Origin of the sequence: Paramixta manurensis, from assembly GCF_013285385.1 — a bacterium.
Lineage (GTDB): Bacteria > Pseudomonadota > Gammaproteobacteria > Enterobacterales > Enterobacteriaceae > Paramixta > Paramixta manurensis.
Genome location: NZ_CP054212.1, coordinates 3,211,566 through 3,237,795, shown reverse-complemented (window position 1 = coordinate 3,237,795; position 26,230 = coordinate 3,211,566). Strand labels below are relative to the sequence as shown.

The following is a 26,230-nucleotide window of genomic DNA, read 5'->3' as shown; positions in this document are numbered from 1 at the left end:
CGCTTGATTGCATACATCGATCGATATTACTGTATTAATATACAGTATCTATTGAGGTAGCTATGGGTGCGAAAGACATAGGATTCGACGTGGTATATCGCGGGCAGGTGTTGCCTGCTAACCGAGTGAGGGAGGGAAGGCTGGTATTTTTCCAGCGTTCTTTGCAGTGGGGTGGAGGGTACTGGCTTGTACGCACTTATCATGACAGCGCTTATCTGGAGATGGAGTACCCTGTTTCGCTGAGGCAGGGTATGGAATACCTGATGTCGCTGAGAAAGGTGAGGGAGTTTCCTGACTTTGAGGAATTCGAGTTGCTCGACCCGAATGATGATACTTTCCATGTCGGGTTCTGAGCCATCAGGCCGTGCGGTTATTGAGTCTTACCATCTATCCAGTCAGCCCACCATTGCATCATTTCCCGGCGTTTATCGAGGTATTGAGCGTGATTGTAAATGCCTCGAATTGATCCGCTATCGACATGAGCAAGTTGACGCTCTATCGCATCATGTGGCCATTCGTGTTCGTTCATGATTGTGCTGAACTGGTGCCGAAAGCCATGGCCGCTTGCCAGTCCTTCGTAGCCAATCTGGCGAATTACGAGCAGTACGGCATTTTCGCTAATGGGCTTCTTTTTGTCGTTGCGTCCCGCAAAAACAAAACTGGAAACTGGTGACGTGACTGGCTCCAGAGTTTTTAAGAGATTGAATACTTGCTCCGACATGGGTACAAGATGAATACGACGCCCCTTCATCACTTCGGCGTCGATTGTGATTGTCCTGGTTTCGAAATCGACGTTCGCCCATTGCATGGACCTGAGCTCTTTAGTGCGCAATGCGGTGTACTGCAGAACCTCTGTTGCAATCTTCGAAACGATACTTCCTGAGAATCCTGATAGCGCCCGATTGAATGCCGGTATCTGGTCGGCGGGTAGGAAAGGATAGTTTTTTTTTCGGTATCCCTTCATTGCGTCAGCCAGGTCAGGAGCCGGATTATACTTGGCTCTTCCGGTTACAATGGCATATCTAAAAACCTCACCACAACGCCTCCGGGCTTTATTGGCTCTTTCCATCGCTCCTCTGTCTTCGAAGTGACGGATAACCTCAAGTATCTTCATTGGCTCGATGTCATAAATTTCCAGGCTGCCAATCAATGGCAGGATGTCGTCACGGAACATCCGTGAAAGTTCGGCGGCATATCCTTCTGACCATACTTGCCTTTTATGCTCATACCATTCCTGGTAAATCGCACCGAAGGAGTTGTCTTTAACCGATAGCTTCTTTGCCTTAACCGGGTCGACGCCTCCCGCAACATCCTTCCTTGCCAGCCAGGCCTTATCTCTGGCTTCCTGCAGCGACATTAGAGGGTATTTCCCCACTGTCATCACTTTCTCTTTGCCGCCCATCTTATATCGCAGTTGCCACACTTTTTTCCCGGACGCTGGAACGTAGAGATAGAGTCCATTGCTATCAAGCAAACGGTACGGTTTATCTTTCGGCTTTGCCGCGTCAATCTGCTTGATGGTCAGCATGGGTAAAATTCCGGTGGGTAAAATTATTTACCCGTTTTTTACCCGCCGAAGGGTGCGGCTGTCAACGAACTAATGCGAACTATGGCGAACGGATGTTTTATGGATGTCTTGCTGTAGATGGGATTTTGCGGACTAAAACGGAGGATAGCGAACTGCTAACTGGCGTCCCCTGCAGGAATCGAACCTACAACTAGCCCTTAGGAGGGGCTCGTTATATCCATTTAACTAAGGGGACGAGGCGGGCAGTATAGCGCGTTTCTACACGCAGATTAACCACTTACCGTCTGATTGCTTATTCTGTCATCAATTAGTCCTTTCCTTCGCCGCACCAACTGACTCTTACCTCCTTCTCGTATCTTTATGTTATTCGCTTTCGTTTACTTCATTGATCATGAACAAAATAATGGCACCTTAGTGCTACCTCTGTATGGGTATGCGGGCTGCGGGACCCGCTCGGGTTGTGGTACTATTCCGCCCTCATTCAACGGGTGTGATTTGATGCCGATGCTGGAAGCCATTAACCTGACCTGCATGCGCGATGAGCGCATACTGTTCCGCGATCTGAATATCACCGTCGGCGGCGGCGATATCGTGCAGGTTGAAGGGGCGAACGGCGCCGGGAAAACGTCATTACTGCGTTTGCTGGCTGGGCTAAGCCAGGCGGAACGGGGCGAAGTCCTTTGGCATCAACGGGCCATTCATCAACAACGTGAGCGCTGGCATCGCGATATGCTGTACCTCGGCCATCAGCCGGGCGTGAAGGCGGTGCTCAGCCCGCTGGAAAATCTGGCGTTTTATCATGCCGATTGCCACCCGGATGAATGCTATGCCGCACTGGAAGCAGTCGATCTGGTGGGCTATGAAGAGATGCCGGTAGCACAGCTTTCTGCCGGGCAGCAGCGCCGCGTAGCGTTAGCGCGTTTATGGCTCAGCCGCGCCACACTGTGGATACTCGATGAGCCGCTGACGGCGATCGATAAATCGGGCGTAGAAAAATTAGTGGCGCTGTTTTTGCATCATCGCGATAACGGTGGCGCCGTGATCTTAACCACTCATCAAGATCTGCCGGCTTGCTCACGCGGCGTCCGTAAAATGACGCTTGGCGCCACGGAGTTGAGTTAATGCTGTGGCGCGTATTAAAACGAGAACTGCAAATTGCGCTGCGTAGCGGAGCGGAAGTGGTTAATCCACTCTGGTTTTTTCTAATCGTCATCACACTGTTTCCGCTGGGTATCGGTCCGGAACCGCAACTATTGGCGCGTATCGCGCCCGGCGTGGTGTGGGTGGCGGCATTGCTGGCTTCGCTGTTGGCGTTGGAGCGTTTGTTCCGCGATGATTTCATCGATGGTTCACTGGAACAACTGTTGCTGTTACCGACACCGTTGCCGTTAACGGTGTTAGGTAAAACTGGCGCCCATTGGATACTCACCGGCGTACCGTTGTTATTGTTGTCACCGCTTATCGCACTGTTGCTGTCGCTGGATTTCGCCAGTTGGCGTGCGATGGCGTTAACCCTGCTACTAGGCACGCCAACGCTAAGTCTATTGGGCGCGATCGGCGTTGGCTTGACGGTTGGGCTACGACGCGGCGGGATTTTATTGAGTTTATTGCTACTGCCGTTGGCGATCCCGGTTCTGATCTTTGCCAGTGCGGCGATGGATGCTGCCGGGATGGGGTTACCGATCGGTGGTTATCTGGCGATCCTCGGCGCGATGCTGGTACTGAGTTTGGTGATTTCGCCTTTTGCCACCGCCGCCGCGCTACGTGTCAGTTTGCATTAACCGGTGTTGAAGATTAACTGACGAAGGTTAAAAAATTTAATGGTGAGTAATTAACCGATGTGGAAATGGTTACATCCCCTCGCGAAGCCGGAGCGGCTTTATCAATTATGCGGAAAACTGATCCCGGTTTTCTCTCTGCTGGCGCTGGCGACCTTAGTGCTGGGGCTGGCGTGGGGCTTTGGTTTCGCGCCCGCCGATTATCAGCAAGGTAATAGCTACCGCATCATTTACCTGCACGTACCTGCGGCAATCTGGTCAATGGGTATTTATGCGTCAATGGCGATTGCCGCGTTTATCGGCATGGTTTGGCAGATGAAAATGGCTGACTTGGCCGCTGCCGCGATGGCGCCGGTGGGGGCGGTGTTTACCTTTATTGCCTTGGTAACCGGTTCAGCGTGGGGCAAGCCGATGTGGGGGACTTGGTGGATCTGGGATGCGCGGTTGACCTCGGAACTGGTGTTGCTGTTTCTGTATATGGGAACCATCGCGCTGTACCACGCATTTGAAGACCGCCGAATGGCGGGACGCGCTGCCGGGATCCTGATTTTGGTAGGTATCGTTAACCTGCCGATCATTCACTACTCGGTACAATGGTGGAATACCCTGCATCAGGGCTCTTCCGGCATATTACAGCAGGCGATTGACCCCAGTATGCGCGTGCCACTACGGTGGTCGATCCTCGGTTTTTTACTGTTGTTTATCAGCTTAACGCTGATGCGCCTGCGTAATGTAATTTTACTTACCGAGCGGCATCGGCCTTGGGTGGCGGCGCTGGTGACCCGGGGAGGGCCGAAATCATGACCCCCGCATTTTCTTCCTGGCAGGCCTTTTTTGCCATGGGCGGTTATGCCTTTTATGTGTGGCTGGCGGTCGCCATTAGCGTGATGGCGCTGTGTGGGCTGGTGGCGCATACCGTCTGGCAGCGCCGCCGGTTATTAGCCGATATTGGTCAGCGTTTGGCGCGTGAGCGCCGTATTCAGGCGGCGAAACGGAAAAAACATGCCGATAAAACAGCAGGAGACATTCTGTGAATGCCCGTAGAAAACATCGTCTGTACGCGGTGCTGGCCATCTTATTAGGTCTGGGTGTCGCGACGGCATTAGTGATGTATGCCCTGCGTTCAAATATCGATCTGTTCTACACGCCCGGCGAAATTATTAACGGCAAAGGCGAGTCGGCGGAAAAGCCGGAGCCAGGGCAGCGGCTGCGTGTGGGCGGTATGGTGATGCCCGGCAGCGTTAAACGCGATGCCAAAACGCTACAAGTTTCTTTTAAACTCTACGATGCGAATGGCGTGGTCAGCGTGTCGTTTAACGGTATCCTGCCTGATTTGTTTCGTGAAGGGCAGGGCGTGGTAGCGCAGGGCGTATTGCAACCGGGTAACCAAATTCTCGCCAAAGAAGTGCTGGCTAAACATGATGAAAAATATACCCCGCCGGAAATTAAAGACGCGATGAAGAAAAATCATAACAGCCCGCCGGCGGCGTATTCAAATGCCGGAGGTGGCGCCTCATGATGCCGGAAATTGGCAGCTTCTTACTGTGTCTTGGCCTGGCGCTGGCGCTGCTGCTGAGTGTTTATCCTCTGTGGGGCGTGGCGCGTCAAAATAACCGCTTAATGGCCTTGTCTCGCCCGTTAAGTTACGGGTTATTTGCCTGTATCGCCGGCGCGTTCCTGATCCTGGTGCACGCCTTTATCGTCAATGATTTTAGCGTGGCGTATGTTGCCGATAACTCCAATACATTACTGCCGGTATGGTATCGGGTGGCGGCAACCTGGGGCGCGCATGAGGGATCGTTATTACTCTGGGTACTGATGCTGAGCGGCTGGACGCTGGCGGTTGCGCTGCTCAGCCGCGCTATGCCGGTAGACGCCAGTGCGCGGGTGCTGGCCGTGATGGGGATGATTAACCTCGGCTTTCTGCTGTTTATTACGCTGACCTCAAACCCGTTCGCGCGGACTTTGCCGGATTTCCCGATTGACGGGCGCGATCTTAACCCGATGTTGCAGGATATTGGGCTGATCTTTCACCCCCCGTTGCTCTATATGGGCTATGTCGGTTTCTCGGTTGCTTTCGCATTTGCCATTGCTTCACTGATGGCCGGGCGGCTTGATACCGCCTGGGCGCGCTGGTCACGTCCGTGGACCACTGCCGCATGGGTATTTCTCACCATCGGCATCGTACTTGGCTCCGCTTGGGCATACTACGAGCTGGGATGGGGCGGTTGGTGGTTTTGGGACCCGGTCGAAAACGCCTCCTTTATGCCATGGCTGGCAGGCACCGCGCTGATGCACTCACTGGCGGTCACCGAAAAGCGCGGCACGTTTAAGGCGTGGACCGTGTTGTTGGCTATCACTGCATTTTCATTAAGTTTACTGGGTACTTTCCTGGTACGTTCCGGCGTGCTGGTTTCGGTTCACGCGTTTGCCTCCGATCCGGCTCGTGGAATGTTTATTCTGATGTTCCTGGTAATAGTGATTGGTTGCTCATTGCTACTGTATGCGGTGAAAGGCAGTAAGGTGCGTGCCCGGGTGCAAAATGGGTTATGGTCACGCGAGACTTTTCTGCTTGGCAACAACGTGTTGCTGATTGCTGCCATGCTGGTCGTGCTGTTAGGCACGCTGTTGCCGTTGGTTCATAAGCAGCTCGGATTGGGTAGCATCTCAGTCGGCGAACCGTTTTTTAATACCTTATTTACCTGGCTGATGGCACCGTTTGCGCTGATGCTGGGGATTGGTCCGCTGGTTCGTTGGCGGCGCGATGAACCACAAAAGCTGTGGAAACGGTTGGCATTGGCCTGCGCGGTGACGTTACTGCTGGCGATCTTGCTGCCATGGCTGCTACAGGATCGCATCGAAGCGATGACGGTCGTGGGGTTAATCATGGCGGTGTGGGTGATCATCCTGACGTTGATGGAGCTACATGAGCGTGCAACGCACCGGCACAGCTTCTGGCGCGGGCTGACGCATCTATCCCGTAGCCACTGGGGCATGGTGCTTGGCCATCTCGGCGTGGCGGTTACCGTTATCGGCATTGCTTTTAGCCAAAGTTATAGCGTGGAACGCGATGTGCGAATGCAGGCCGGAGACAGTGTCGATATTCATCATTATCGCTTCATTTTCCGTGATGTTCAGCCGGTGAACGGCCCAAACTACAGCGGCGGGGCGGGGGTGATTGAGGTCACGCGTAACGGACATTATGAGGCGACGTTGCGGGCGGAAAAACGCTATTACAGCGCGGCGCGTTCAATGATGACCGAGGCCGCGATCGACGGCGGTTTAACCCGTGATTTATATGCGGCGCTGGGCGAACAACTCGATGATGGTTCTTGGGCAGTACGCATCTACTACAAACCTTTCGTGCGTTGGATATGGTTCGGTGGCCTGTTTATGGCGCTGGGCGGTATTTTCTGCCTGCTTGATCCGCGTTATCGTTCCGCTAAGCACGCCCGGCGGGAGGCATGATGAGTAAGAAAATCCTCTATATTCCCTTGGTGCTGTTTTTGCTGCTGGCGGCCGCCTTGTTGTGGCAACTCACGCGTAACGCGCAGGGCGATGATCCCACCAATTTAGAGTCGGCGCTGATTGGTAAACCGGTGCCGGTGTTTAAACTCGAATCGCTCGACCATCCAGGGCAGACCTATAACCAATCGGTTTTGACCGACGGTAAGCCCATTTTGCTGAACGTATGGGCCACTTGGTGCCCAACCTGTCGTGCCGAACATCAATATCTCAATGGCCTGGCGCAGCAAGGGATCCGCGTAGTGGGGCTAAATTATAAAGACTCTCGCATCAAGGCGGTGAACTGGCTCAATACATTAGGTAATCCCTACGCTTTAAGCCTGTACGATGGCGACGGGATGTTGGGCCTGGATTTGGGGGTCTATGGGGCGCCGGAAACTTTTCTGATCGACGGTAAAGGCATTATTCGTTATCGCCATGCTGGCGATATGAACGACCGCGTCTGGCAGCAAGAAGTGAAACCGTTATGGATCAAATACAGCCGGGAGGCGGGCGCATGAGCAGAGTGATCGCCATACTCATCGGTATGTTATTCAGCGTCAGCGTTTATGCCGCCATTGATACCTTCCAGTTTGATTCAGCGCAGCAGGAGCAGCAGTATCGCCACCTGACCGAGTCGCTACGTTGCCCGAAGTGCCAGAACAATAGCATTGCCGATTCCAATTCGATGATTGCAGCGGACATGCGCCAGAAAGTCTGGCAACTCATGAAACAGGGGCAAAGTAACCAACAAATCACGCAGTATATGGTGGCGCGTTACGGCAATTTTGTCACTTATGAGCCGCCGCTGATGCTCTCAACGCTAATTCTGTGGGCCGGTCCGGCACTGTTTGTGTTACTGGGAGCGTTAACCTTGGTTTTACGTAGCCGCCGCTCTGGTATTGCCGCTGACCAGCCGCTTGACGATGAAGAGCGCCAGCGTCTGGATGCGTTACTCAACGATAAGGGGAAATCGTGATGAACGCTTTTTGGTTCACCCTTGTTGGCTTATTGGTTGCCGCCAGCGCACTGTTATTGTTGGGCGGAAGGCGCGCTGACCAATCCGCCAGTGACACTCGAGATGCGCTAAATAAGCGCTTTTACTACCAACGTCTGCGCGAGCTGGAAGAGGATGAAGCGCAGGGCGTGGTCGGGGAACGCGCGGTGATGGTTCGTGAACTACAACAATCACTGCTGACCGACATTCCGGTAACCGAATCGTCGGGTGTCTTCAGAACACAAAGCGGCTGGATACTGTTACCCGGTGTGCTGGTGATGATGATTATCAGCTTTGGTTTGTATCTGAAAACCGGCGGCTTCGTTCAGTTTGTTGAATGGCAGCAAGTGCAGCATGACTTACCGGCTCTGCGAGCACGCGTTATGGATCCACAAGCGAAGCCATTAAGTATGGAAGAGTTGGCCCGCTTCGGGCTTGGTGTGCGTAGCGAATTACAGCGCGACCCGCGTAACCTGAATGATTGGATGCTGCTGGGGCGCATTGGAATGGTGATGAATAATGCGAGCACCGCGACGCAGGCGTTTCAGCACGCATTGCAACTGGCGCCGAATAATAAAAACGTCAGACTTAGCTATGCTGAAGTACTGACTCGCTCTAACGACCCGGAAGATAACCGCCAGGGCGGCGAGATACTCAACGCTATGTTGGCAGAGGACGGCAAAGATGTTTCGGTGCTGAGTCTGCTAGCGTTTAATGCTTTTGAACAACAACACTACTCGCAAGCCATCGCCGTTTGGCAAAAAATGCTTAGCCTAATCCCGGCGGATGATGGGCGGGTAGCCGTGATTGAACGCAGTATTGAAAAGGCGAAAACCGATGCCGGGTTACAAACCAGCCGGTTATCATTGACGGTCAACATTGCGCCCAATGCAGAAAAAATGTTACCGGAAGGCGGAGTCATGTATATTTCTGTTTCCGACGGTGTTTCACCGGTTCCGGTGGCGGTGAAAAAACTGCCGCTGAGTCACTTTCCGTTATCGCTGACGCTGGATGACAGTAATGCCATGATGCCACAGCGCCTGTTATCGGCCCTGCATCAGGTTCAGGTACGGGTCCGCCTTTCGCGTGATGGTCGCGCCACGCCACAGTCCGGAGATTGGTTCGGCGAGAGTGCGGTTATGCCTTACGATGGTCATCAGCAACTGGCTGTTGAAATAAACCAGCAGCAGCCCTGAAGCGGTAATCACTCAACCAGTACAGGGAGAACAATATGAACTACCGCCTGACGGGGCTGGCACTGGCAAGCGTATTACTGGTCGGCTGCGCCAGTTCTAAAGGGACGGATGAGCCGCAAGGGCGTTCCGATCCGCTGGAAGGTTTCAACCGAACCATGTTCGATTTTAACTACAACGTACTGGATCCCTATGTTTTGCGTCCGGTCGCGGTGGCATGGCGTGATTATGTACCGGTTCCGGCGCGTAGCGGGCTGAGCAATTTCCTCGGTAACCTTGATGAGCCTGCGGCGATGGTGAACTCCTTCCTGCGCGGCGATCCCTATCGCGGCATGATCCACTTTAACCGCTTCTTCCTGAATACCATTTTCGGATTGGGCGGTTTTATCGATGTGGCAGGGATGGCGAATCCGAAACTGACGAAAGAGGAGCCGCCGCGTTTTGGCGGAACCCTGGGTGCCTGGGGCGTGGGCTATGGCCCTTATGTAGAACTTCCGGCTTACGGCAGTTTTACCCTGCGTGAAGATGGCGGCGATTACGCTGATACACTCTATCCGGTGTTAAGCTGGCTGACGTGGCCGATGTCGATTGGTAAATGGACGCTGGAAGGCATTGAAACGCGTGCGCAGTTGCTGGATTCCGATGCGATTTTGCGTAACTCGAAAGATCCTTACGCCTTTGTGCGTAACGCGTATTTCCAGCGGCATGATTTCCTGGCGAATGGCGGCAAGCTTAAACCGCAGGAAAACCCCAACGCGCAAGCGATTCAGGGTGAGATTAACGAGATCGACGCGGAATAAAAACGGCGGGTCACTGCCCGCCGATGGTAAAGGTTACAGCATAACGGCGAGACTACTCTCGCCGTTATGTTTAGAACTTGTAGTTAAAGTTCGCGCCATACAACCAAGCTTTACCTTCTGAATCAAAGGTATATGGGGTGTTCACACCACCGTTACGCGCGGTTGCCACTGGGTCGGTTCCTTCACGGATAGTGACTTTCTGGCCGTGCATATAAGAGACGCCCACGTCGACCGAGGCGTCCTCGTTGAAGGCGTAGGATGCGCCAGCACTGATCCAGGTACGGTCTTGATCCGGAATAGAGATAGAGCGTTGGTCGGCGGGAACCGGGCTATCATCAAAGGCGATACCGGCACGGAAGGTCCAGTTGTCGTCGTAGAAATAAGAGGTACCCAGCGCGATGCGGTAAGCATCTTTATAGCTTTCATCTTTATAGAACAGCGTTTGGCCATTAGAACCGGTCGCTTTCAACTGCTGGAACTGGCTCCAACTGGTGTAGGCCATGCTGTAATGGATGGCCCATTTCGGCGCCACTTTGTGGTAACCGGAGATCTCCCACATTTCAGGCAAATGAAGCGACAGCGAGCCCGGCACCGTCGCGCCGCCGGTACCCACCGGCAGGCCAAATTGGCTACCAATCGGGTTCAGCGCGACCGGGATATCGCTCTTATAAGCGCCATCAAAATCGACCTTCACTTCAGAGCGGTAGGTCAAGCCAAAGCGGTTATTGTCATCCACTTCATACAAAATACCGGCGTTCCAGCCGTAGCCCCACTCATTGCCTTTCAGGCGGGCAATTTGCGTATCGGCAGGTGCCGCTGGCGCGCCAGCGGCAGGCAGTAAGGAACCCAATTCACCGAAGTTACGCTCAATCTTGGCCCGTGCATAAACCGCATCAAACCCGACCCCAAAACTGAAGTGTTGGTTAAGACGGTAAGCGGTGCTCAGATTGAGGTTAGTGGTCATCAGGTCGGTTTTACCGGCAAACGGACCGCCTGCGTAATTATCATTGAATTCGGTTGCCAGACCATAATTGCTGACCGCCGAGGCGCCAATCCACCACTGATCGTTAATGGGCTGCACGTAATGGATATTTGGCACCCATTGGTTCGGCGCAATATTATCGGCTTTCAGGCTATTACCGGAACCGGTTTGTCCATCCAGAGAAACATCCGGATCAATATAGACGGCGCCGATCGAGAACATCGGGCGATCCATTAATGCCATGGTCGCCGGGTTACGACTGGCGGAAGCGGCGGTATCGCCCATTGCACCTTCACCAGAATAAGCCCGACCTAACCCAATGGCAGAGAATTCATTAAGCTGAAATCCTGCTGCGTATACGTTAGAGGAAATGATTGCCACCGCAGCCGCCACAGCTGACTTTGTAAACAGGTTTTTATGGTTCATGACCACAACCTCATTATCTGATTTTTATTAACTCGTTACATAACGTAACAAAGGATCGCGGATTGTAGGGACTGAAGTACAACAGACAAATCAGACCAGTGCGGCAAGTATAGGTCCGACCTGTGTATATGTTGCAATATTGTTTTTTAAATATTTCAAGAATGATGCGTGAAATAAGATCTGCTTAACAAAAAACGGGCAATAAAGTGGAATAACCGTGCGGTAATTGCGTCCGATCAATATTTAATGTGATATTCATCACTGACATAGAGATAGCCATCGGGTCGGCGTAAACTCATGGGCAGTAAATAAATATCCTGCCGTGATGCGGCTGTATCAGGAGAAAATAATGACTGATGCCATTAATAAATGCAGTGCGAATGAAACCGCAGCTTGCTGCTGTGTTGATGTTGGAACCGTAATGGATAATACCGACTGTACCGCTTCCTGGTCACAGGCGTTTAGCGATCGCCAACAGGCAGAGGCGATGTTAGCGACATTAACGGAAAAAGCGCGTGCGGTTGAGTCAGAACCTTGTGATGTTCAGGCACGTTTCACGCCGGAAGCGGAAGGGATCAGGCTGAATGTAGATTTTACCTTTGCCTGTCAGGCGGAAACGCTGATTTTCCAACTCGGCCTGCGTTAACTCCTTCCGTATAGACTTTGCCAGCCGCCAGTATGTTTCCACGCATGCTGGCGGTTTCCTTTTCTTGTAAAGCGTGTTTGTTCTCGCATTTTTCTCTCCTAACGCTTGGCGTAATGTAACAACCTGGTTAACACTGGATCAGGTCAGACCTCTTTGGCAATGATGCCGCCGGTCCAGTTAACAGGTGATAACAATGAGCAAAGCGCTACCCTTGCTTACCCGTCAGGGCGACCGCATCGCGATTACGCATGGATTACGCACGCCATTCGCCCGGCAGGCGACTGCGCTGCATGGCATCCCCGCCATTGAGTTAGGCAGGATGGTGGTCAGTGAAATGATGGCGCGTAGCGAACTTCCGGCTGAGGTGATTGAACAACTGGTATTCGGTCAAGTGGTACAAATGCCGGAAGCGCCGAATATCGCCCGCGAAATTGTGCTGAGTAGCGGATTGGGTGTTGAAACCGATGCTTATAGCGTTAGCCGCGCTTGCGCCACCAGCTTTCAGGCGGTGGCAAATGTCACCGAAAGTTTGCTGGCCGGGACTATCCGTGCGGGTATTGCGGGCGGCGCCGATTCTTCGTCCGTGTTGCCAATTGGCGTGAGCAAAAAATTAGGGCGTGCGCTGGTCGATCTCAGTAAAGCGCGCACCTTCGGCCAAAAAATAAAACTCCTTAGCCAGTTACGTCCGCGTGATTTACTGCCGGTGCCGCCGGCAGTCGCCGAGTACTCCACCGGTTTACGTATGGGTGACACCGCTGAACAGATGGCGAAAACACATGGCATCACTAGAGAGCAGCAGGACGCGTTGGCGCACCGCTCTCATCAGCGGGCCGCCAAAGCCTGGGAAGAGGGAAAGCTGGCCGCGGAGGTGATGACGGCATTTGTGCCGCCGTGGCGCGCCGCATTCCAGCAAGATAATAACGTTCGTACCGCCTCCAGACCGGAGGATTATGCGCGTTTACGTCCCGCGTTTGACCGCCGTCACGGTACCGTCACCGCCGCTAACAGCACCCCTCTTACCGATGGCGCCGCCGCGGTTGTCCTGATGACGGAGTCGCGCGCGCGTGAGTTAGGCATTACCCCACTCGGTTATCTGCGCAGTTACGCGTTTACCGCTATTGATGTCTGGCAGGACATGCTGCTGGGCCCAACTTATGCCTCACCGCTGGCGCTCGAACGTGCAGGCGTGACGCTGGATGACCTCACGCTCATTGATATGCATGAAGCGTTTGCCGCGCAAACCCTGGCAAACCTCAAACTGTTCCGCGATGAGCGTTTTGCGCGTGAGGTGCTTAACCGCCCACACGCGATGGGCGAGGTGAACGAAGAAAAATTTAATGTGTTGGGTGGCTCAATCGCTTACGGGCATCCCTTCGCCGCGACCGGCGCACGAATGATAACCCAAACGCTTAATGAGTTACGCCGACGTGGCGGAGGATTAGGGTTGGTTACCGCCTGCGCGGCAGGTGGCCTCGGCGCGGCGATGGTTCTGGAGGCGGAGTAACAAATGGAACAACAATCAGCATTTCACCTTGATATGCGCTTAGACAATGTCGGCGTGATCGTTATTGACGTGCCTGGTGAAAAGATGAATACCCTGAAAGCGGCCTTTGCCACACAACTTCGTGAGGTGATTAAACGGGCGCGTGAAAATCCGCATCTGGCGGGCCTGGTGTTTATTTCCGGTAAGCCGGATTCCTTTATTGCCGGCGCCGATATTTCGATGATTGCAGCTTGTGATAGCGCTGAAGAGGCCGAGGCGCTGGCGCACCAAGGGCAAAAAGCGATGGCGGAAATAGCCGCGCTTCCGGTGCCGGTAGTGGCAGCGATCCACGGCCCTTGTCTCGGCGGCGGTTTAGAGCTGGCGCTGGCCTGCGCGAAACGTGTCTGTTCGCTGGATGACAAAACGCGGCTGGGGTTACCGGAGGTACAACTGGGGCTACTGCCCGGTTCTGGCGGAACGCAGCGCTTACCACGCTTAATCGGCGCTTCGCAGGCGCTAAACCTAATGTTGACTGGCAAAACGCTACGCCCGAAGCAGGCGTTGAAACTGGGGTTAGTCGATGAGGCGGTACCGCAAGCGATTTTGCTGGAAACGGCGGTAAAACTGGCGCTGAAAGCGCGTGAAGCGCGTCGTCCATTACCCATCCGCGAGCGTTTGATGAATGGCCCGCTGGGTCGCAAGCTGATGTTTTTGCTGGCGACAAAGCAGACACGAGCGAAAACCAAAGGTAATTATCCGGCGACGGAGCGCATCCTGAATGTGGTGCGTATTGGGTTAGAGCAGGGCAGCGGAAGTGGTTATGACGCCGAAGCGCAGGCGTTTGGCGAACTGGCAGTATCAGCACAATCCGCCGCGTTGCGCAGCATTTTCTTTGCCACTACCGCGATGAAAAAAGAGCGTGGCGCTGATGCACAGCCCGCCGCATTGCGTTCGATTGCGGTACTGGGCGGCGGATTAATGGGCGGTGGCATTGCCAGCGTCACCGCGACACGGGCAAAACTGCCGGTGCGCATAAAAGATATTAATCTTGAAGGCATCAACCATGCGATGAAATACAGTTGGGAGCTACTGAGCCAAAAGGTAAAACGGCGGCAGGAAACGGCGGCTGAACGGCAACGCGAGATGGCGTTGATTTCCGGCGGAACCGATTATCAGGGGTTTCAACAGCGCGATGTCGTGATAGAGGCGGTATTTGAAGATTTGGCGCTGAAGCAAAAGATGGTGGCCGAAGTTGAGCAGCATTGTAGGCCCGACACCGTTTTCGCTTCCAACACTTCCTCGCTGCCGATTGGCGAGATTGCCGCGCAGGCGCAACGCCCACAGCAGGTTATTGGCCTACACTACTTTAGTCCGGTCGATAAAATGCCGTTGGTAGAGGTGATCCCACACGCCGCGACCTCAGCGCAAACCATCGCTACCACGGTGGCGCTGGCGAAAAAGCAGGGCAAAACGCCAATTGTCGTGTCCGACCGCGCAGGTTTTTACGTTAACCGTATCCTGGCGCCCTATATAAATGAAGCCATGCGCTGCGTGCTGGACGGCGAGCCGATCGAGGCGGTAGATGAGGCGTTAGTACAGTTTGGTTTTCCGGTCGGCCCGATCCAGTTACTGGATGAGGTAGGCATTGATGTTGGCACCAAGATTATCCCGATTCTGGTGCAGGCGTATGGTGAGCGTTTCGCCGCGCCGCCGGCGTTTGATGCGGTACTAAATGATAATCGTAAAGGGCGCAAAAACGGTCGTGGGTTTTATCGTTATGACGGTAAAACGAAAAAGCGGGTAGATAGCGATATTTATCGTCTACTTAACGTACAACCCAAACGTCAATTAGATGGCGCGTTAATTGCGCGCCGCTGTGTGATGATGATGCTGAATGAGGCGGCGCGTTGTCTCGATGAAGGCGTAATTCGCCATGCGCGCGATGGCGATATTGGCGCGGTATTTGGCATCGGATTCCCTCCTTTCCTCGGCGGGCCGTTTCGTTATCTGGATACATTGGGCGCAACAAATGTGGTTGATACATTAACCACCCTTATGCAACAACATGGCGCGCGTTTTTCCCCTTGCGAAGCTTTACGCCGACGGGCTGAAAATGGCGAAAAGTTTTACAATTCAGTGGAAACTGGCAATAACCATAGCGATTCAGTGCCTTAGAAAATATGGCGCAATAGCGCGCGATCGGCACTGTTCTGAGATGCGCTTATTTAATAAACAATCGGTTGACTTGGCTTTGGGCATTGAGTTACAACACAGCGTTCATTCGCAGAATGAAGAGTCGGTGAGCCTGTGTTCCCGGCGATTTTGTTAAACAACAGCGGTGCTTTATGCAAGTTTTTATCATGCGTCATGGCGATGCAGCCCTGGATGCGGCAAGTGATTCGGTGCGGCCTCTAACGCATTGCGGCTGCCATGAGTCACGTCAGATGGCGAGCTGGCTTAATGGCCAGGCGCTGAAAATTGAGCGTGTGTTGGTCAGCCCCTATTTGCGTGCCGGGCAGACACTCTCAACGGTGCGCGAAGCGCTTTCACTGCCGGAAGGCGAAGACGTTTTGCCAGAGTTGACGCCAGGCGGCGATCCCGCTTTAGTCGCCAGTTATTTACAGACGTTGGCTAATGAAGGGGTAGAATCGGCACTGGTGATTTCGCATCTACCTTTAGTCGGCTATCTGGTTTCCGAACTGTGCCCACAGGAAGCGCCGCCCATGTTTGCGACCTCCGCCATTGCTTGTATTGATTTTGATGCTGAGCAGGGCACGGGAACGTTGTTATGGCAAGTTAGCCCGTCTAAACTGGCGAAGGCAATGTAAGTCTGGTTTGGTGACAAACCAAAGCAACAGTAACAGAGGGCGCCGCGGGCGCCTTTTCTTTTGGTGCCGATCCACAGACGCATGGATATTCTTGGTTTTGCATTGGCTATTGCGCCCGCCGTGGCTGTGATGCGTGAGCGTTAGGGCAACTCCGGCGGCAACCACTCTTCAACTTCAATCAATACCAGTAATGCGGCATCGCCGCCAAACGCTTTCGGCGCCTGATGAAACGCCATCACATACGGATGCTGCGCCAGCCACAACGGTGTCTGTTGTTTTAAAATATGTTTACCATGGCCATGCATTACGCTGGCACAAAACAGATGGTCACGACGGCAGGCGGCAATCAGCGCGCCCAGTTCCTGGCGGGCCTGATTTTGCGTTAACCCATGTAAATCAAGAAAAATCTCCGGAGTATAATCACCGCGCCGCAGCTTCTTAAGCTCGTAATGGCTTACATCGGCACGCACGTAACGTACCGGCCCGTCGCTCGCCAGCAACGGCTGAAACTCATCGGAAAAGTAATAACTGTTATCGGCCTGCTCGGAAAGCAACCGTTTAAGCGGAACTTCGTTGCTCTTCTTACGGACCGGTTTATGGACAATAGTGTCCTGGGTTAACTTACGCGTTCCTTCCATCAACTGGCGGAATAAGGTTTGGTCTTCCGCGCTTAGGTGGTGTTTTTTTTTCATCGTACAGTGATACCGTCGCTGTCATGGCGCCATCAGGCGGGGGCATCGCGGCTGGTGGCGCTGAATGTCCCGGTTTGATGTCCGAGTCTACCTTGTCTTGTTGCCGGATATAAACAAAAGTGAGCTTTTTCACGCGCTCGCGCTGAATTATCCCCCGCTTCATGGCAAACTAGCGGGCGTATTATTGGCTTTGCCTGTGGAGGGCAACTTGGACAAAATTTTCGTCGATGAGGCAGTCAGCGAACTGCATACCATTCAGGACATGCTGCGCTGGGCGGTGAGCCGTTTCTCCGCAGCGAATATTTGGTATGGGCACGGTACAGATAACCCCTGGGACGAAGCCGTTCAACTGGTGTTGCCTACCTTGTGGCTGCCGCTCGATATTCCGGAAGAGATGCGTAATGCACGCCTCACCTCCAGCGAACGTCACCGTATTGTTGAGCGCGTGATCCGCCGCGTTAATGAGCGAGTGCCGGTAGCTTACCTGACCAATAAAGCGTGGTTTTGCGGCCATGAATTTTACGTTGATGAGCGTGTCTTAGTCCCGCGTTCGCCAATTGGTGAATTGATTGATAACCGTTTCGCCGGTTTAATCGGGCAGGCGCCGCGCCATATTCTTGATATGTGCACCGGCAGCGGCTGTATCGCCATTGCTTGCGCATACGCCTTTCCGGAAGCGGAGGTCGATGCGGTGGATATTTCCTGGGACGCGTTGGCCGTTACTGAACAAAATATTGAAAACCATGGCTTAATCCATCATGTGACGCCAATTCGTTCCGACCTGTTCCGTGATTTACCGGCGATCCCTTACGATTTAATCGTCACGAATCCGCCGTATGTTGATGCCGACGATATGGATGACCTGCCGAACGAGTATCGCCACGAGCCTGAGCTTGGATTAGCGGCGGGCAGTGACGGGTTGAAGCTGGTCCGTCGTATTCTGGCCTGTGCGCCGAATTACCTCAGCGATACGGGCGTTCTGATCTGCGAAGTCGGCAACAGTATGGTACATATGATCGAACAATATCCGGATGTGCCGTTTACCTGGCTGGAATTCAATAACGGCGGCGATGGCGTGTTTATGCTAACCAAACAGCAGATTCTCGACGCGCAGCATCATTTTAAATTTTTCAAAGATTAACGACTTAGAACGGAGCCGAAATGGCCGGAAATACAATCGGACAACTTTTTCGCGTCACCACCTTCGGTGAATCACACGGTCTTGCTTTAGGCTGCATTGTTGATGGCGTGCCGCCGGGTATTCCACTCACTGAGGCTGATTTGCAACACGATCTCGACAGGCGTCGCCCGGGTACCTCGCGCTATACCACCCAACGCCGTGAGCCGGACCAGGTAAAGATCCTTTCTGGCGTATTCGAAGGCGTGACGACCGGTACCAGCATTGGTCTCATCATTGAGAATACCGACCAGCGTTCGCAAGATTACAGCGCGATTAAGGATCTGTTTCGTCCGGGACATGCGGATTACACCTACGAGCAAAAATATGGCCTACGCGATTATCGCGGCGGCGGGCGTTCTTCGGCGCGCGAAACCGCAATGCGAGTGGCGGCAGGCGCGATTGCCAAAAAATATCTGGCGATGAAGTTTGGCGTGCAAGTACGCGGTTATCTGGCGCAAATTGGCGACGTGGCTTGTGAACTGAAAGCCTGGGACCAGGTGGAGCAAAATCCGTTTTTCTGCCCGGACCCTGATAAGCTGGAAGCGCTGGATGAGCTGATGCGTAGCCTGAAAAAAGAGGGCGATTCGATTGGCGCTAAAGTGACCGTGATGGCGGAAAATGTTCCCGCCGGGCTGGGTGAGCCGGTGTTTGATCGGCTTGATGCGGATTTAGCCCACGCGTTGATGAGTATTAATGCCGTGAAAGGCGTTGAAATCGGCGACGGTTTTGCGGTGGTAAATCAGCGCGGTAGCCAACATCGCGATGAAATTCGCGCCGATGGTTTCCAAAGCAACCATGCCGGCGGCATTCTGGGCGGCATTAGCAGCGGTCAGCCGATTATCGCCAACCTGGCGATGAAGCCAACCTCCAGTATTACCGTACCGGGCAAAACCATAAACCGGGCCGGTGAAGAGGTAGAGATGATCACGAAAGGCCGTCACGATCCCTGCGTGGGGATCCGCGCGGTGCCGATTGCCGAGGCGATGATGGCGATTGTGCTGATCGATCATTTATTGCGTCATCGCGCACAGTGCGCGGAGGTTAACTCAACGGTTCCACGTTGGTAATGCGATGAAAAAGATCCTGATTACACTCTCTGCGCTAGTGTTTTCGGCCGCCGCGCTGGCGGCGACGCCGTGGCAGAGCATCCGCCAACCGATCGCCGGGCCAGCGCAGTCAATTGGCGCGTTTGCTAACGGTTGCATTATCGGCGCGCGTCCGTTGCCGCTGGAAGCGCCGGACTATCAGGTTATGCGTCAGGATCAGCGTCGTTTTTATGGTCATCCCGATTTGATTCTGTTTATTCAGCGCCTGAGTACCCAAATCCATCAACTGGGGTTGGGCCAAGTGTTAATTGGCGATATGGGGATGGCGGCGGGTGGGCGTTTTAGTAGCGGCCATGCCAGCCATCAGTCGGGGTTGGATGTCGATATTTGGCTGCAATTACCTAAAACGCGCTGGAGCGAGCAAATGTTGTTAAAACCCCAGCCGCTCGATCTGGTGTCGGCGAACGGTAAACAGGTGGTGGCGCGTCACTGGCGGCCGGAAATTGACAGCTTGGTGAAAGTGGCGGCAAAAGATAACGAGGTTACGCGTATTTTTGTTAGCCCGGCGATTAAACAGCAACTGTGCGCCGATGCCGGTAGCGATCGCGACTGGTTACGTAAAGTGCGCCCGTGGTTTGGGCACCGCGCCCATATGCATGTGCGCCTACGCTGCCCGCCAGAGAGCCGCGAATGTATCGATCAACCGCCGCCGCCGCCGGGCGATGGCTGTGGCGCGGAATTACAAAGCTGGTTTTTGCCGCCGCCACCGAAAAGTGGGGCACCGGTTAAACGCACACCGCCACCGTTGCCGCCATCCTGTCAGGCGCTACTGGATAAACATTTACTATAGGAAGCGGGATGGACTGGTTTGTTGTCAGCCCGGCGGTCGTCGGGGTGCTGTTTCTGGTCGCCGTACTGGCGGCCTTTATTGATTCGATCGCCGGTGGCGGCGGGTTGTTAACCGTTCCGGCGTTATTGGCCGCCGGGCTATCGCCCGCCCAAACGCTGGCGACCAATAAACTGCAATCGGTTGGCGGCTCCTTCTCTGCCAGTCTCTATTTTATTCGGCGTGGCGCGGTGAAGTTGCGCGAACAGCGGCTGAATATCGCCATGACCTTTTTGGGCGCGATTGCCGGAGCGACGCTGGTTCAGCATATTCAGGCTGAGTTTTTACGTCAGGTACTGCCGTTATTAATTATCGGCATCGGGGTCTATTTTTTATTGATGCCGCGTCTCGGTGAGGATGATCGGGTGCGGCGTCTGCATGGTTTGCCGTTTGCCTTGGTTGCGGGTGGTTGCGTAGGGTTTTATGACGGTTTTTTTGGCCCTGGCGCCGGTTCATTTTATGCGCTGGCCTTTGTGACGCTGTGTGGCTATAACCTGGCGAAATCTACCGCCCATGCCAAAATTCTTAACTTCACTTCTAATATTGGCAGCCTGCTGTTCTTTATGTTTGGCGGTAAGGTGGTGTGGGGCACCGGTTTAATCATGCTGGTTGGCGCGATTATTGGCGCGCGGCTTGGGGCGCATATGGTGCTGAGCCGTGGGCAGAAACTGATCCGTCCAATGGTGGTCATCGTCTCAGCGGTGATGAGCAGTAAGCTGCTGTATGACAATTACGGCACGCAGATTGCCGCGTGGTTTACCCATCTGCTATAAGTGCAGAATAGTACTCGAAACCGGCGGGCGTTAATGCGACAATTGCGCGTTTTTTTACGCCATGAATAATAAAATGATCGCTACAACACACCGTTACCAAGATTTAATAACCTTATTCGATCGCTGTTTTAGCGACGATTTTCAGACCCGTCTAATTAAAGGCGATGACGAACCGATTTATCTTCCGGCTGATGATGAATCGCCGTGGAATCGAATTGTGTTCGCTCACGGTTTTTATGCCAGCGCATTACATGAAATTTCCCACTGGTGTATTGCCGGTGCCGAACGCCGCAAATTAGAGGATTTTGGCTACTGGTATTGCCCGGATGGGCGCGATGCGCAAACGCAAAGTCAGTTTGAACAGGTAGAAATTAAACCGCAGGCTCTGGAATGGTTGTTTTGCGTCGCGGCAGGCTTCCCCTTCAACGTAAGTTGTGACAATCTCAGCGGAGATTGTGAGCCCGATCGTGTCGCGTTTCAGCGCAAAGTTCATGCGCAGGTGATGGTTTACCTGGAAAAGGGCATTCCCGCTCGCCCGGCACGTTTAATTGAAGCGCTTCGCGCATTTTACTCAACGCCTCCGCTGACGGCGGCACAATTTTCCTGGCCGGAAGATGCGTGCTGAACGGAGGGTGAATTTGAAGAAGAGGAAGAGACATGATCGCAGAATTTGAGTCGCGTATTCTGGCCCTGATTGACGATATGGTTGAGCACGCCAGTGACGATGAGCTGTTTGCCAGCGGTTATCTGCGCGGTCACCTCACGCTGGCGGTTGCTGAAATTGAGCAGTCTGGCAATCACACGCCGGAAGCGCTACAGATTCAGGTGCAGAACAGTTTGCAAAATGCCATTGCGGCAGGCGAACTTTCGCCGCGCGATCAGGCGCTGGTGATTGGCATGTGGGATAATCTGTTTTTGCAGGCCCGGCAGTCCGCCTGATTTATTTCCCCCGCGGGCGGCGCTCTGCCGCCCGCGCTATGTTTTCTCTATTCGACCGGTTTTCCCTTTAATAACTTTCTCAGCCAGTAACGGTTTGGATTCAGCGCCGCCAGCGTTGCACCATCCAGTGGAATCGGTTCGCCGCACATCTGCGCCGCGAGGATCTCTGCCGCCAGCGGCGCACTGCATAAACCACGTGAACCCAGCGCGCCCAACACAAAGAGATTTTTCCAGACCGGCGCGTTGGCAATATCTTCGCCGCGCTCACGCTGGTGGGGCAAGGTTTGATATTGCGTGAGCGTGCGGGCATAGTCTGGCAGCGCGCCAACCATCGGCAGATGATCGCGCGTTGCACAGCGCACGCCACAGCGTGCCTGACGTTCGCTAACATCGACCGACTGCGGCCAGGCGCTATCGGGCAGGCAGTGTAATAGACGCGCGCGATTTTCTTGCTGGTCGGTTTCGCGGTAGTCGGTGGTGGTGTCACCGCGATGATAGCTGGCGCCGATACAATGGGTGCCAAAGCGCGAACTGACCGGGGTTAAATAACCGTCGTAACATAATACCTGTTTTAAGGCGCTCAGCGCCGGGCCGGTCGGAATGTGGCTCACTTGCCCACTTACCGGGTAGACCGGCAATTGCTCACTTTGCGGCAGGCTGGCGATGTGGTGCCCGCTGGCAAGGATCACCGTAGTGTGCCGCGCGTCGTTTCCTGCAGAAAATTGCAAACGCCAACTGTCTTCCTGTGGCTCCACGGCATCAAGTTGATGCAACCAATGAATGCGTAACCCACGTTGCTGCGCCAACGCAATCGCGGCGGTGGTTAATTCGGACGGCGAGAGCCAGCCGCCATGCGGATAATGTATGCCGCCGCATCCGGTTTCCACGCCAGACAATCTCTCCGCCTGTTTCTGGTCAACAGCGTAAGCGATTTCTGGCGGCAGGCCGGTGCTAAGCATCTTAGCGATTTTCGCGGCGCTTTTATCATCCCAGCTAAGTTGGGTTACGCCGCACCAGGCGTGTTCATATTCAACTGGTAGCGTGTCATAGAGCCGACGTGCGAAGGTAAAGGCGGCAGGGAAAAAGTGTTGAATAGCCGCGTCCTGATGATGAATCAGCGGATAGAGCGCGCCCTGACGGTTACCGGAAGCGTTACGCGCCGCCGCCGCATCACGACAGTAGAGTGTGACACTTTTACCCCGACGTAGCAGGGCCAGCGCTAATAACGCACTGGCGACACCGCCGCCAATAATCGCGTAATCGCCGATGCTGGCGGCCGGGCGGGCATACCACGGCGCACGCGCGGCTAGCGATGGCGCCGCAACCAGGTGGCCGACTAACATTTCGCGCTTCTGCCCAAACCCTTTGCGTTTCTGTATGTTAAACCCGGCCTCCTGCAACCCACGGCGCACAAAACCGGCGGCGGTAAAGGTCGCCAACGTTGCGCCTTCTCGCGCTAGGCGCGCCATGCTTTGAAACAACGCCGGTGTCCACATATCCGGATTTTTTGCCGGTGCGAAACCATCTAAAAACCAGGCATCGACTTGGCGATTAAGACTGTCATCAAAGGTATCAATAAGTTGGTTAATATCGCCAAACCACAGATCGAGCGTAATACGCCCGCCATCCAGCAGTAAACGATGGCAACCGGGCAGGGCGACCGGCCACTGTGCCTGTAGTTGCTTGGCGTAATCAGCCAGCTCTGGCCAATGGGCGTGGGCGGCGGCGAGGTCTTCGGCGGTGAGGGGGAATTTCTCGCAGCTAATAAAATGTAAACGCTGTAATGGCGCCTGCGGCTGAGCGCGCTGGAAGTGGTCGAACGCTTGCCAAAGCGTGAGGAAGTTTAATCCGGTACCAAAGCCGGTTTCTGCGGCAATAAAGAGATCGCGCGGATGTTGGCTGAAACGCGCGGGAAGCTGATTACCGTCAAGAAATACGTAACGCGTCTCTTCAAGCCCGTTTTGGTTGGAAAAATAGACATCATCGAATTCTCGGGATACAGGTGTACCCCGATCATTCCAGGCAAGTTTGGCGTGCTCAATCGGGGATAACTTCACGGGAATGGCTCGTTAATCAGGCAGTGCCGCGATTTTAGCGAGCTAAGTCACATGACGCAAATTTACAAAAGTAAAACGCTGATCGGACTTGTTCGGCGTACAAGTGTAAGCTAGAGTGCACGTCGACTCCTAATTTGAAGTGGAAGAGGTATTTTAATGAAACGTGCAGTGATTACTGGCCTGGGTATCGTTTCCAGCATTGGTAATAACCAGGAAGAGGTGCTGGCATCTCTGCGTGAAGGCCGCTCTGGCATTACCTTCTCTCAGGAAATGAAAGACTCCGGCATGCGTAGTCACGTCTGGGGTAACGTTAAACTGGATACCACCGGCCTCATTGATCGCAAAATCGTGCGTTTTATGAGTGATGCGTCAATTTATGCTTATCTCTCCATGGAACAGGCGGTTAAAGATTCCGGTTTGACCGACGAACAGTATCAGAACAACCCGCGCGTTGGCCTGATTGCAGGTTCCGGCGGCGGCTCTCCGCGTTTTCAAGTATTTGGCGCTGACGCGATGCGTAGCCCGCGCGGGCTGAAAGCCGTGGGGCCTTATGTGGTCACCAAAGCGATGGCGTCTGGCGTTTCCGCTTGTCTGGCGACGCCGTTTAAAATTCATGGCGTTAACTATTCTATCAGTTCCGCCTGTGCGACCTCCGCGCACTGCATCGGGAATGCGGTTGAGCAAATTCAACTGGGTAAGCAAGATGTGGTTTTCGCCGGTGGCGGTGAAGAGCTGTGCTGGGAAATGGCCTGTGAGTTTGATGCCATGGGCGCGTTGTCAACGAAGTATAATGATGCGCCAGAAAAAGCCTCCCGTACTTATGATACCGAGCGCGATGGGTTTGTGATCGCAGGCGGCGGCGGTATGGTGGTGGTTGAAGAGCTGGAGCACGCGTTGGCGCGTGGTGCGCATATCTATGCGGAAATCGTTGGCTATGGCGCGACGTCTGATGGCGCGGACATGGTTGCGCCGTCTGGCGAGGGCGCGGTGCGTTGTATGAAGATGGCGATGCAGGGCGTAGACACACCGATTGATTATCTTAACTCTCACGGTACATCAACGCCGGTGGGCGATGTGAAAGAGTTGGGCGCGATTCGTGAAGTCTTTGGCGATAATACGCCGGCCATTTCAGCGACCAAAGCGATGACGGGTCACTCACTGGGCGCGGCGGGTGTGCAGGAAGCTATCTATACGTTGCTAATGCTGGAGCATGGTTTTGTTGCGCCGAGCATTAACGTTGAGCAACTCGATCCGGCGGGTGAAGGCCTGAATATCGTCACTAAACCGACCGAGAAAAAGCTGACTACCGTGATGTCGAATAGCTTCGGTTTTGGCGGCACTAACGCCACGCTGACAATGCGTAAATATCAGTAATAAGAAATAAAGTCAGTAAAAAGGGGCGCGTGTTGAACGTGCCCCTTTTTGCATTTTAAGCATCCAAAAATGTTTTTTATAAGTGGCGTTAATAGCATTACTAATTACAGGGGAATAAGGAGGTGGTAGGTTAGGCGGAGAGTAGGATGTTGAACAAAAGGAATTGTTATGAATCAAGATGAAGGATTGACGGTCGCGCTTTCACCTGTGCAAATGACCGCTATTTTACGCAGAAAAAATGTCAGTTCTGGTGAAACTATGAGTAACCGTTTATGGGGCGGGCTCGGCGTTATTGGCGGCGTGGTTGAAATATTCGGTGCCGGAATACTTTGTATTGTGCCGGAACCCACGATGATTACGAAAGCCGGATGCGTAGTGGTCGGGGCTCATAGCCTTGATACGCTGAATACAGCGTTTCAGCAAGTTCTGACCGGTCGTAAGACGGATACCGCGACGGCGCGACTTGCGGAGATTGCGGCAGCGAAGTCAGAAGTATTGTCAATGAAGCGTCTACAGCTTGAAAATGCCTTAAAATACATGCAGCCAGGCTCCAGGATACGTCTTGATCAGCGTTTCTACTTTTCAACCGGAAGATATGTAGATAAGGGAAATCCCATGGTAAAAAAACTTACTCAGTAAGGGTAATATTGGAAGCAAAAAAACATGGGAATAAAACATATTTTGTTGTAACGGCATTTCCGGTGCCTTAAGGAGAAAGGGATGGACACAAACATAGATAAAACATGCGAGTTAGATAATCTTATCTTGATCTATTTTGGGCAGGACTGTGACATTTTCGATGAGAATTGCGATCTTAATACTCTGCTTAATGAATATTTGACGACGTCGTCAGAGTTCTGTCTGCGCATGTTACTGGCGAATCTATTGGAACTGGAAGCGCAGACAGACAGGATTGAGGTTTTGCAGGTTCGCTATGATGGCGAATTTGCTCCGCAACGATGGGATCTTACTGCTCAGGCATGGCTGGATATGGTTAAGCAGCGCCTGCTGGAATATATGCAAGCTACCGGCTATTCAACAGAGTTATCGCGCATTTAACACGCATTCGGGTGACCAAAACCAGACCCTCCCTGGTCCGATCCTGAATCCTAATCACG

At 53.6% G+C, this 26,230-nt stretch carries 29 protein-coding genes and 1 tRNA gene; 25 read left to right on the top strand and 5 right to left on the bottom strand.

Going from position 1 to position 26,230, the window contains the following annotated elements:
- The first annotated feature begins 62 nt into the window (after positions 1–62).
- Positions 63–353, top strand: coding sequence for a hypothetical protein (locus tag PMPD1_RS15540; RefSeq protein ID WP_173634903.1), 291 nt, complete (start codon positions 63–65; stop codon positions 351–353).
- 17 nt (positions 354–370) lie between these two features.
- Here PMPD1_RS15540 and PMPD1_RS15535 read toward each other — a convergent pair whose 3' ends face one another.
- Positions 371–1,528: a tyrosine-type recombinase/integrase gene (locus PMPD1_RS15535; RefSeq protein WP_173634902.1), complete on the bottom strand. Its 1,158-nt coding sequence runs from the start codon at positions 1,526–1,528 to the stop codon at positions 371–373.
- A gap of 160 nt (positions 1,529–1,688) precedes the next feature.
- Positions 1,689–1,763: transfer RNA gene (locus PMPD1_RS15530), tRNA-Arg, on the bottom strand.
- 269 nt (positions 1,764–2,032) lie between these two features.
- On the opposite strand from PMPD1_RS15530, the gene ccmA reads away from it, so the two are divergent.
- The 10 genes from ccmA to mlaA are packed head-to-tail and all read left to right on the top strand — an operon-like array spanning position 2,033 to position 9,800.
- Positions 2,033–2,650 carry a cytochrome c biogenesis heme-transporting ATPase CcmA gene (ccmA, locus tag PMPD1_RS15525; protein ID WP_173636248.1) on the top strand — a complete coding sequence of 206 codons (618 nt, stop codon included), beginning with the start codon at positions 2,033–2,035 and terminating at the stop codon, positions 2,648–2,650.
- Positions 2,650–3,309, top strand: coding sequence for a heme exporter protein CcmB (gene ccmB, locus PMPD1_RS15520; protein WP_173634901.1), 660 nt, complete (start codon positions 2,650–2,652; stop codon positions 3,307–3,309). The genes ccmA and ccmB overlap by 1 nt, the downstream gene beginning before the upstream one ends.
- A 57-nt stretch (positions 3,310–3,366) precedes the next feature.
- Positions 3,367–4,110 carry a heme ABC transporter permease gene (locus PMPD1_RS15515; protein WP_173634900.1) on the top strand — a complete coding sequence of 248 codons (744 nt, stop codon included), beginning with the start codon at positions 3,367–3,369 and terminating at the stop codon, positions 4,108–4,110.
- Positions 4,107–4,340, top strand: a complete 234-nt coding sequence (gene ccmD, locus PMPD1_RS15510) for a heme exporter protein CcmD (protein WP_173634899.1) — start codon at positions 4,107–4,109, stop codon at positions 4,338–4,340. Before PMPD1_RS15515 ends, ccmD begins: the two co-directional genes overlap by 4 nt.
- Positions 4,337–4,825, top strand: coding sequence for a cytochrome c maturation protein CcmE (gene ccmE, locus PMPD1_RS15505; RefSeq protein WP_173634898.1), 489 nt, complete (start codon positions 4,337–4,339; stop codon positions 4,823–4,825). Before ccmD ends, ccmE begins: the two co-directional genes overlap by 4 nt.
- Positions 4,822–6,774: a heme lyase CcmF/NrfE family subunit gene (locus tag PMPD1_RS15500; RefSeq protein ID WP_173634897.1), complete on the top strand. Its 1,953-nt coding sequence runs from the start codon at positions 4,822–4,824 to the stop codon at positions 6,772–6,774. Before ccmE ends, PMPD1_RS15500 begins: the two co-directional genes overlap by 4 nt.
- Positions 6,774–7,331 (top strand): DsbE family thiol:disulfide interchange protein, encoded by a 558-nt coding sequence (locus PMPD1_RS15495; protein WP_173636247.1) that lies wholly within the window; start codon positions 6,774–6,776, stop codon positions 7,329–7,331. The genes PMPD1_RS15500 and PMPD1_RS15495 overlap by 1 nt, the downstream gene beginning before the upstream one ends.
- The gene (locus PMPD1_RS15490) at positions 7,328–7,789 is read left to right on the top strand and encodes a cytochrome c-type biogenesis protein (protein ID WP_173634896.1); all 462 of its coding nucleotides are present in this window, start codon (positions 7,328–7,330) and stop codon (positions 7,787–7,789) included. Before PMPD1_RS15495 ends, PMPD1_RS15490 begins: the two co-directional genes overlap by 4 nt.
- Entirely contained in the window at positions 7,789–9,003 is a 1,215-nt protein-coding gene (gene ccmI, locus PMPD1_RS15485; protein WP_173636246.1) for a c-type cytochrome biogenesis protein CcmI, read from the top strand. Before PMPD1_RS15490 ends, ccmI begins: the two co-directional genes overlap by 1 nt.
- 35 nt (positions 9,004–9,038) lie before the next feature.
- Entirely contained in the window at positions 9,039–9,800 is a 762-nt protein-coding gene (gene mlaA, locus PMPD1_RS15480; RefSeq protein ID WP_173634895.1) for a phospholipid-binding lipoprotein MlaA, read from the top strand.
- 70 nt (positions 9,801–9,870) lie between these two features.
- Here the strand turns inward: mlaA and fadL are convergent, their stop codons facing one another.
- Positions 9,871–11,208 carry a long-chain fatty acid transporter FadL gene (fadL, locus tag PMPD1_RS15475; RefSeq protein WP_173634894.1) on the bottom strand — a complete coding sequence of 446 codons (1,338 nt, stop codon included), beginning with the start codon at positions 11,206–11,208 and terminating at the stop codon, positions 9,871–9,873.
- A gap of 349 nt (positions 11,209–11,557) precedes the next feature.
- Between fadL and PMPD1_RS15470 the strand changes: the two genes are divergently transcribed.
- From PMPD1_RS15470 to sixA, 4 genes are all read left to right on the top strand, one after another.
- Positions 11,558–11,854, top strand: coding sequence for a YfcZ/YiiS family protein (locus PMPD1_RS15470; RefSeq protein ID WP_173634893.1), 297 nt, complete (start codon positions 11,558–11,560; stop codon positions 11,852–11,854).
- A 193-nt stretch (positions 11,855–12,047) separates the two neighbouring features.
- Entirely contained in the window at positions 12,048–13,358 is a 1,311-nt protein-coding gene (gene fadI, locus PMPD1_RS15465; protein WP_173634892.1) for an acetyl-CoA C-acyltransferase FadI, read from the top strand.
- Positions 13,359–13,361: 3 nt separating this feature from the next.
- A complete protein-coding gene (gene fadJ, locus PMPD1_RS15460) occupies positions 13,362–15,512 on the top strand; it encodes a fatty acid oxidation complex subunit alpha FadJ (protein WP_173634891.1) in 2,151 nt (716 codons plus the stop codon).
- Positions 15,513–15,682: 170 nt separating this feature from the next.
- Positions 15,683–16,165: a phosphohistidine phosphatase SixA gene (sixA, locus tag PMPD1_RS15455; RefSeq protein ID WP_173634890.1), complete on the top strand. Its 483-nt coding sequence runs from the start codon at positions 15,683–15,685 to the stop codon at positions 16,163–16,165.
- Positions 16,166–16,305: 140 nt separating this feature from the next.
- Here sixA and smrB read toward each other — a convergent pair whose 3' ends face one another.
- On the bottom strand, positions 16,306–16,857 hold the full coding sequence (gene smrB, locus PMPD1_RS15450; RefSeq protein ID WP_173634889.1) for an endonuclease SmrB: 552 nt from the start codon (positions 16,855–16,857) through the stop codon (positions 16,306–16,308).
- A 208-nt stretch (positions 16,858–17,065) separates the two neighbouring features.
- Here smrB and prmB point away from each other — a divergent pair, with 208 nt between their 5' ends.
- The 6 genes from prmB to PMPD1_RS15420 all read left to right on the top strand — a co-directional run bounded on the left by prmB (position 17,066) and on the right by PMPD1_RS15420 (position 21,681).
- Positions 17,066–17,998 carry a 50S ribosomal protein L3 N(5)-glutamine methyltransferase gene (gene prmB, locus PMPD1_RS15445; RefSeq protein ID WP_173634888.1) on the top strand — a complete coding sequence of 311 codons (933 nt, stop codon included), beginning with the start codon at positions 17,066–17,068 and terminating at the stop codon, positions 17,996–17,998.
- A gap of 20 nt (positions 17,999–18,018) precedes the next feature.
- Positions 18,019–19,104 carry a chorismate synthase gene (gene aroC / locus PMPD1_RS15440; RefSeq protein ID WP_173634887.1) on the top strand — a complete coding sequence of 362 codons (1,086 nt, stop codon included), beginning with the start codon at positions 18,019–18,021 and terminating at the stop codon, positions 19,102–19,104.
- A 4-nt stretch (positions 19,105–19,108) separates the two neighbouring features.
- On the top strand, positions 19,109–19,933 hold the full coding sequence (gene mepA, locus PMPD1_RS15435; protein WP_173634886.1) for a penicillin-insensitive murein endopeptidase: 825 nt from the start codon (positions 19,109–19,111) through the stop codon (positions 19,931–19,933).
- 8 nt (positions 19,934–19,941) lie between these two features.
- Positions 19,942–20,742 carry a sulfite exporter TauE/SafE family protein gene (locus PMPD1_RS15430; protein ID WP_173634885.1) on the top strand — a complete coding sequence of 267 codons (801 nt, stop codon included), beginning with the start codon at positions 19,942–19,944 and terminating at the stop codon, positions 20,740–20,742.
- Positions 20,743–20,818: 76 nt separating this feature from the next.
- Complete coding sequence (locus PMPD1_RS15425; protein ID WP_173636245.1) at positions 20,819–21,367, top strand: elongation factor P hydroxylase; 549 nt, start codon at positions 20,819–20,821, stop codon at positions 21,365–21,367.
- A gap of 32 nt (positions 21,368–21,399) precedes the next feature.
- Positions 21,400–21,681, top strand: coding sequence for a YfcL family protein (locus PMPD1_RS15420; protein ID WP_173634884.1), 282 nt, complete (start codon positions 21,400–21,402; stop codon positions 21,679–21,681).
- 47 nt (positions 21,682–21,728) lie between these two features.
- On the opposite strand, the gene mnmC is transcribed toward PMPD1_RS15420, so the two are convergent.
- Complete coding sequence (gene mnmC, locus PMPD1_RS15415) at positions 21,729–23,738, bottom strand: bifunctional tRNA (5-methylaminomethyl-2-thiouridine)(34)-methyltransferase MnmC2/FAD-dependent 5-carboxymethylaminomethyl-2-thiouridine(34) oxidoreductase MnmC1 (RefSeq protein ID WP_173634883.1); 2,010 nt, start codon at positions 23,736–23,738, stop codon at positions 21,729–21,731.
- A gap of 156 nt (positions 23,739–23,894) precedes the next feature.
- Here mnmC and fabB point away from each other — a divergent pair, with 156 nt between their 5' ends.
- From fabB to PMPD1_RS15400, 4 genes are all read left to right on the top strand, one after another.
- On the top strand, positions 23,895–25,112 hold the full coding sequence (fabB, locus tag PMPD1_RS15410) for a beta-ketoacyl-ACP synthase I (protein WP_173634882.1): 1,218 nt from the start codon (positions 23,895–23,897) through the stop codon (positions 25,110–25,112).
- Between the two features lie 168 nt (positions 25,113–25,280).
- Positions 25,281–25,751, top strand: coding sequence for a hypothetical protein (locus PMPD1_RS15405; protein ID WP_354292647.1), 471 nt, complete (start codon positions 25,281–25,283; stop codon positions 25,749–25,751).
- Between the two features lie 8 nt (positions 25,752–25,759).
- Positions 25,760–25,822: a hypothetical protein gene (locus PMPD1_RS22890; protein ID WP_435529740.1), complete on the top strand. Its 63-nt coding sequence runs from the start codon at positions 25,760–25,762 to the stop codon at positions 25,820–25,822.
- Between the two features lie 10 nt (positions 25,823–25,832).
- Complete coding sequence (locus PMPD1_RS15400) at positions 25,833–26,171, top strand: contact-dependent growth inhibition system immunity protein (RefSeq protein WP_173634881.1); 339 nt, start codon at positions 25,833–25,835, stop codon at positions 26,169–26,171.
- The last annotated feature ends 59 nt before the right edge of the window (positions 26,172–26,230 follow it).

What these genes read in the sequence shown, in the direction of transcription:
- PMPD1_RS15540 (WP_173634903.1), top strand. Translation starts at nt 63, where the DNA reads ATGGGTGCGAAAGACATAGGATTCGACGTGGTATATCGCGGGCAGGTG.
- PMPD1_RS15535 (WP_173634902.1), bottom strand. Translation starts at nt 1,528, where the DNA reads ATGCTGACCATCAAGCAGATTGACGCGGCAAAGCCGAAAGATAAACCG.
- ccmA (WP_173636248.1), top strand. Translation starts at nt 2,033, where the DNA reads ATGCTGGAAGCCATTAACCTGACCTGCATGCGCGATGAGCGCATACTG.
- ccmB (WP_173634901.1), top strand. Translation starts at nt 2,650, where the DNA reads ATGCTGTGGCGCGTATTAAAACGAGAACTGCAAATTGCGCTGCGTAGC.
- PMPD1_RS15515 (WP_173634900.1), top strand. Translation starts at nt 3,367, where the DNA reads ATGTGGAAATGGTTACATCCCCTCGCGAAGCCGGAGCGGCTTTATCAA.
- ccmD (WP_173634899.1), top strand. Translation starts at nt 4,107, where the DNA reads ATGACCCCCGCATTTTCTTCCTGGCAGGCCTTTTTTGCCATGGGCGGT.
- PMPD1_RS15500 (WP_173634897.1), top strand. Translation starts at nt 4,822, where the DNA reads ATGATGCCGGAAATTGGCAGCTTCTTACTGTGTCTTGGCCTGGCGCTG.
- PMPD1_RS15495 (WP_173636247.1), top strand. Translation starts at nt 6,774, where the DNA reads ATGAGTAAGAAAATCCTCTATATTCCCTTGGTGCTGTTTTTGCTGCTG.
- PMPD1_RS15490 (WP_173634896.1), top strand. Translation starts at nt 7,328, where the DNA reads ATGAGCAGAGTGATCGCCATACTCATCGGTATGTTATTCAGCGTCAGC.
- ccmI (WP_173636246.1), top strand. Translation starts at nt 7,789, where the DNA reads ATGAACGCTTTTTGGTTCACCCTTGTTGGCTTATTGGTTGCCGCCAGC.
- mlaA (WP_173634895.1), top strand. Translation starts at nt 9,039, where the DNA reads ATGAACTACCGCCTGACGGGGCTGGCACTGGCAAGCGTATTACTGGTC.
- fadL (WP_173634894.1), bottom strand. Translation starts at nt 11,208, where the DNA reads ATGAACCATAAAAACCTGTTTACAAAGTCAGCTGTGGCGGCTGCGGTG.
- PMPD1_RS15470 (WP_173634893.1), top strand. Translation starts at nt 11,558, where the DNA reads ATGACTGATGCCATTAATAAATGCAGTGCGAATGAAACCGCAGCTTGC.
- fadI (WP_173634892.1), top strand. Translation starts at nt 12,048, where the DNA reads ATGAGCAAAGCGCTACCCTTGCTTACCCGTCAGGGCGACCGCATCGCG.
- fadJ (WP_173634891.1), top strand. Translation starts at nt 13,362, where the DNA reads ATGGAACAACAATCAGCATTTCACCTTGATATGCGCTTAGACAATGTC.
- sixA (WP_173634890.1), top strand. Translation starts at nt 15,683, where the DNA reads ATGCAAGTTTTTATCATGCGTCATGGCGATGCAGCCCTGGATGCGGCA.
- smrB (WP_173634889.1), bottom strand. Translation starts at nt 16,857, where the DNA reads ATGAAAAAAAAACACCACCTAAGCGCGGAAGACCAAACCTTATTCCGC.
- aroC (WP_173634887.1), top strand. Translation starts at nt 18,019, where the DNA reads ATGGCCGGAAATACAATCGGACAACTTTTTCGCGTCACCACCTTCGGT.
- mepA (WP_173634886.1), top strand. Translation starts at nt 19,109, where the DNA reads ATGAAAAAGATCCTGATTACACTCTCTGCGCTAGTGTTTTCGGCCGCC.
- PMPD1_RS15430 (WP_173634885.1), top strand. Translation starts at nt 19,942, where the DNA reads ATGGACTGGTTTGTTGTCAGCCCGGCGGTCGTCGGGGTGCTGTTTCTG.
- PMPD1_RS15420 (WP_173634884.1), top strand. Translation starts at nt 21,400, where the DNA reads ATGATCGCAGAATTTGAGTCGCGTATTCTGGCCCTGATTGACGATATG.
- fabB (WP_173634882.1), top strand. Translation starts at nt 23,895, where the DNA reads ATGAAACGTGCAGTGATTACTGGCCTGGGTATCGTTTCCAGCATTGGT.
- PMPD1_RS15405 (WP_354292647.1), top strand. Translation starts at nt 25,281, where the DNA reads ATGAATCAAGATGAAGGATTGACGGTCGCGCTTTCACCTGTGCAAATG.
- PMPD1_RS15400 (WP_173634881.1), top strand. Translation starts at nt 25,833, where the DNA reads ATGGACACAAACATAGATAAAACATGCGAGTTAGATAATCTTATCTTG.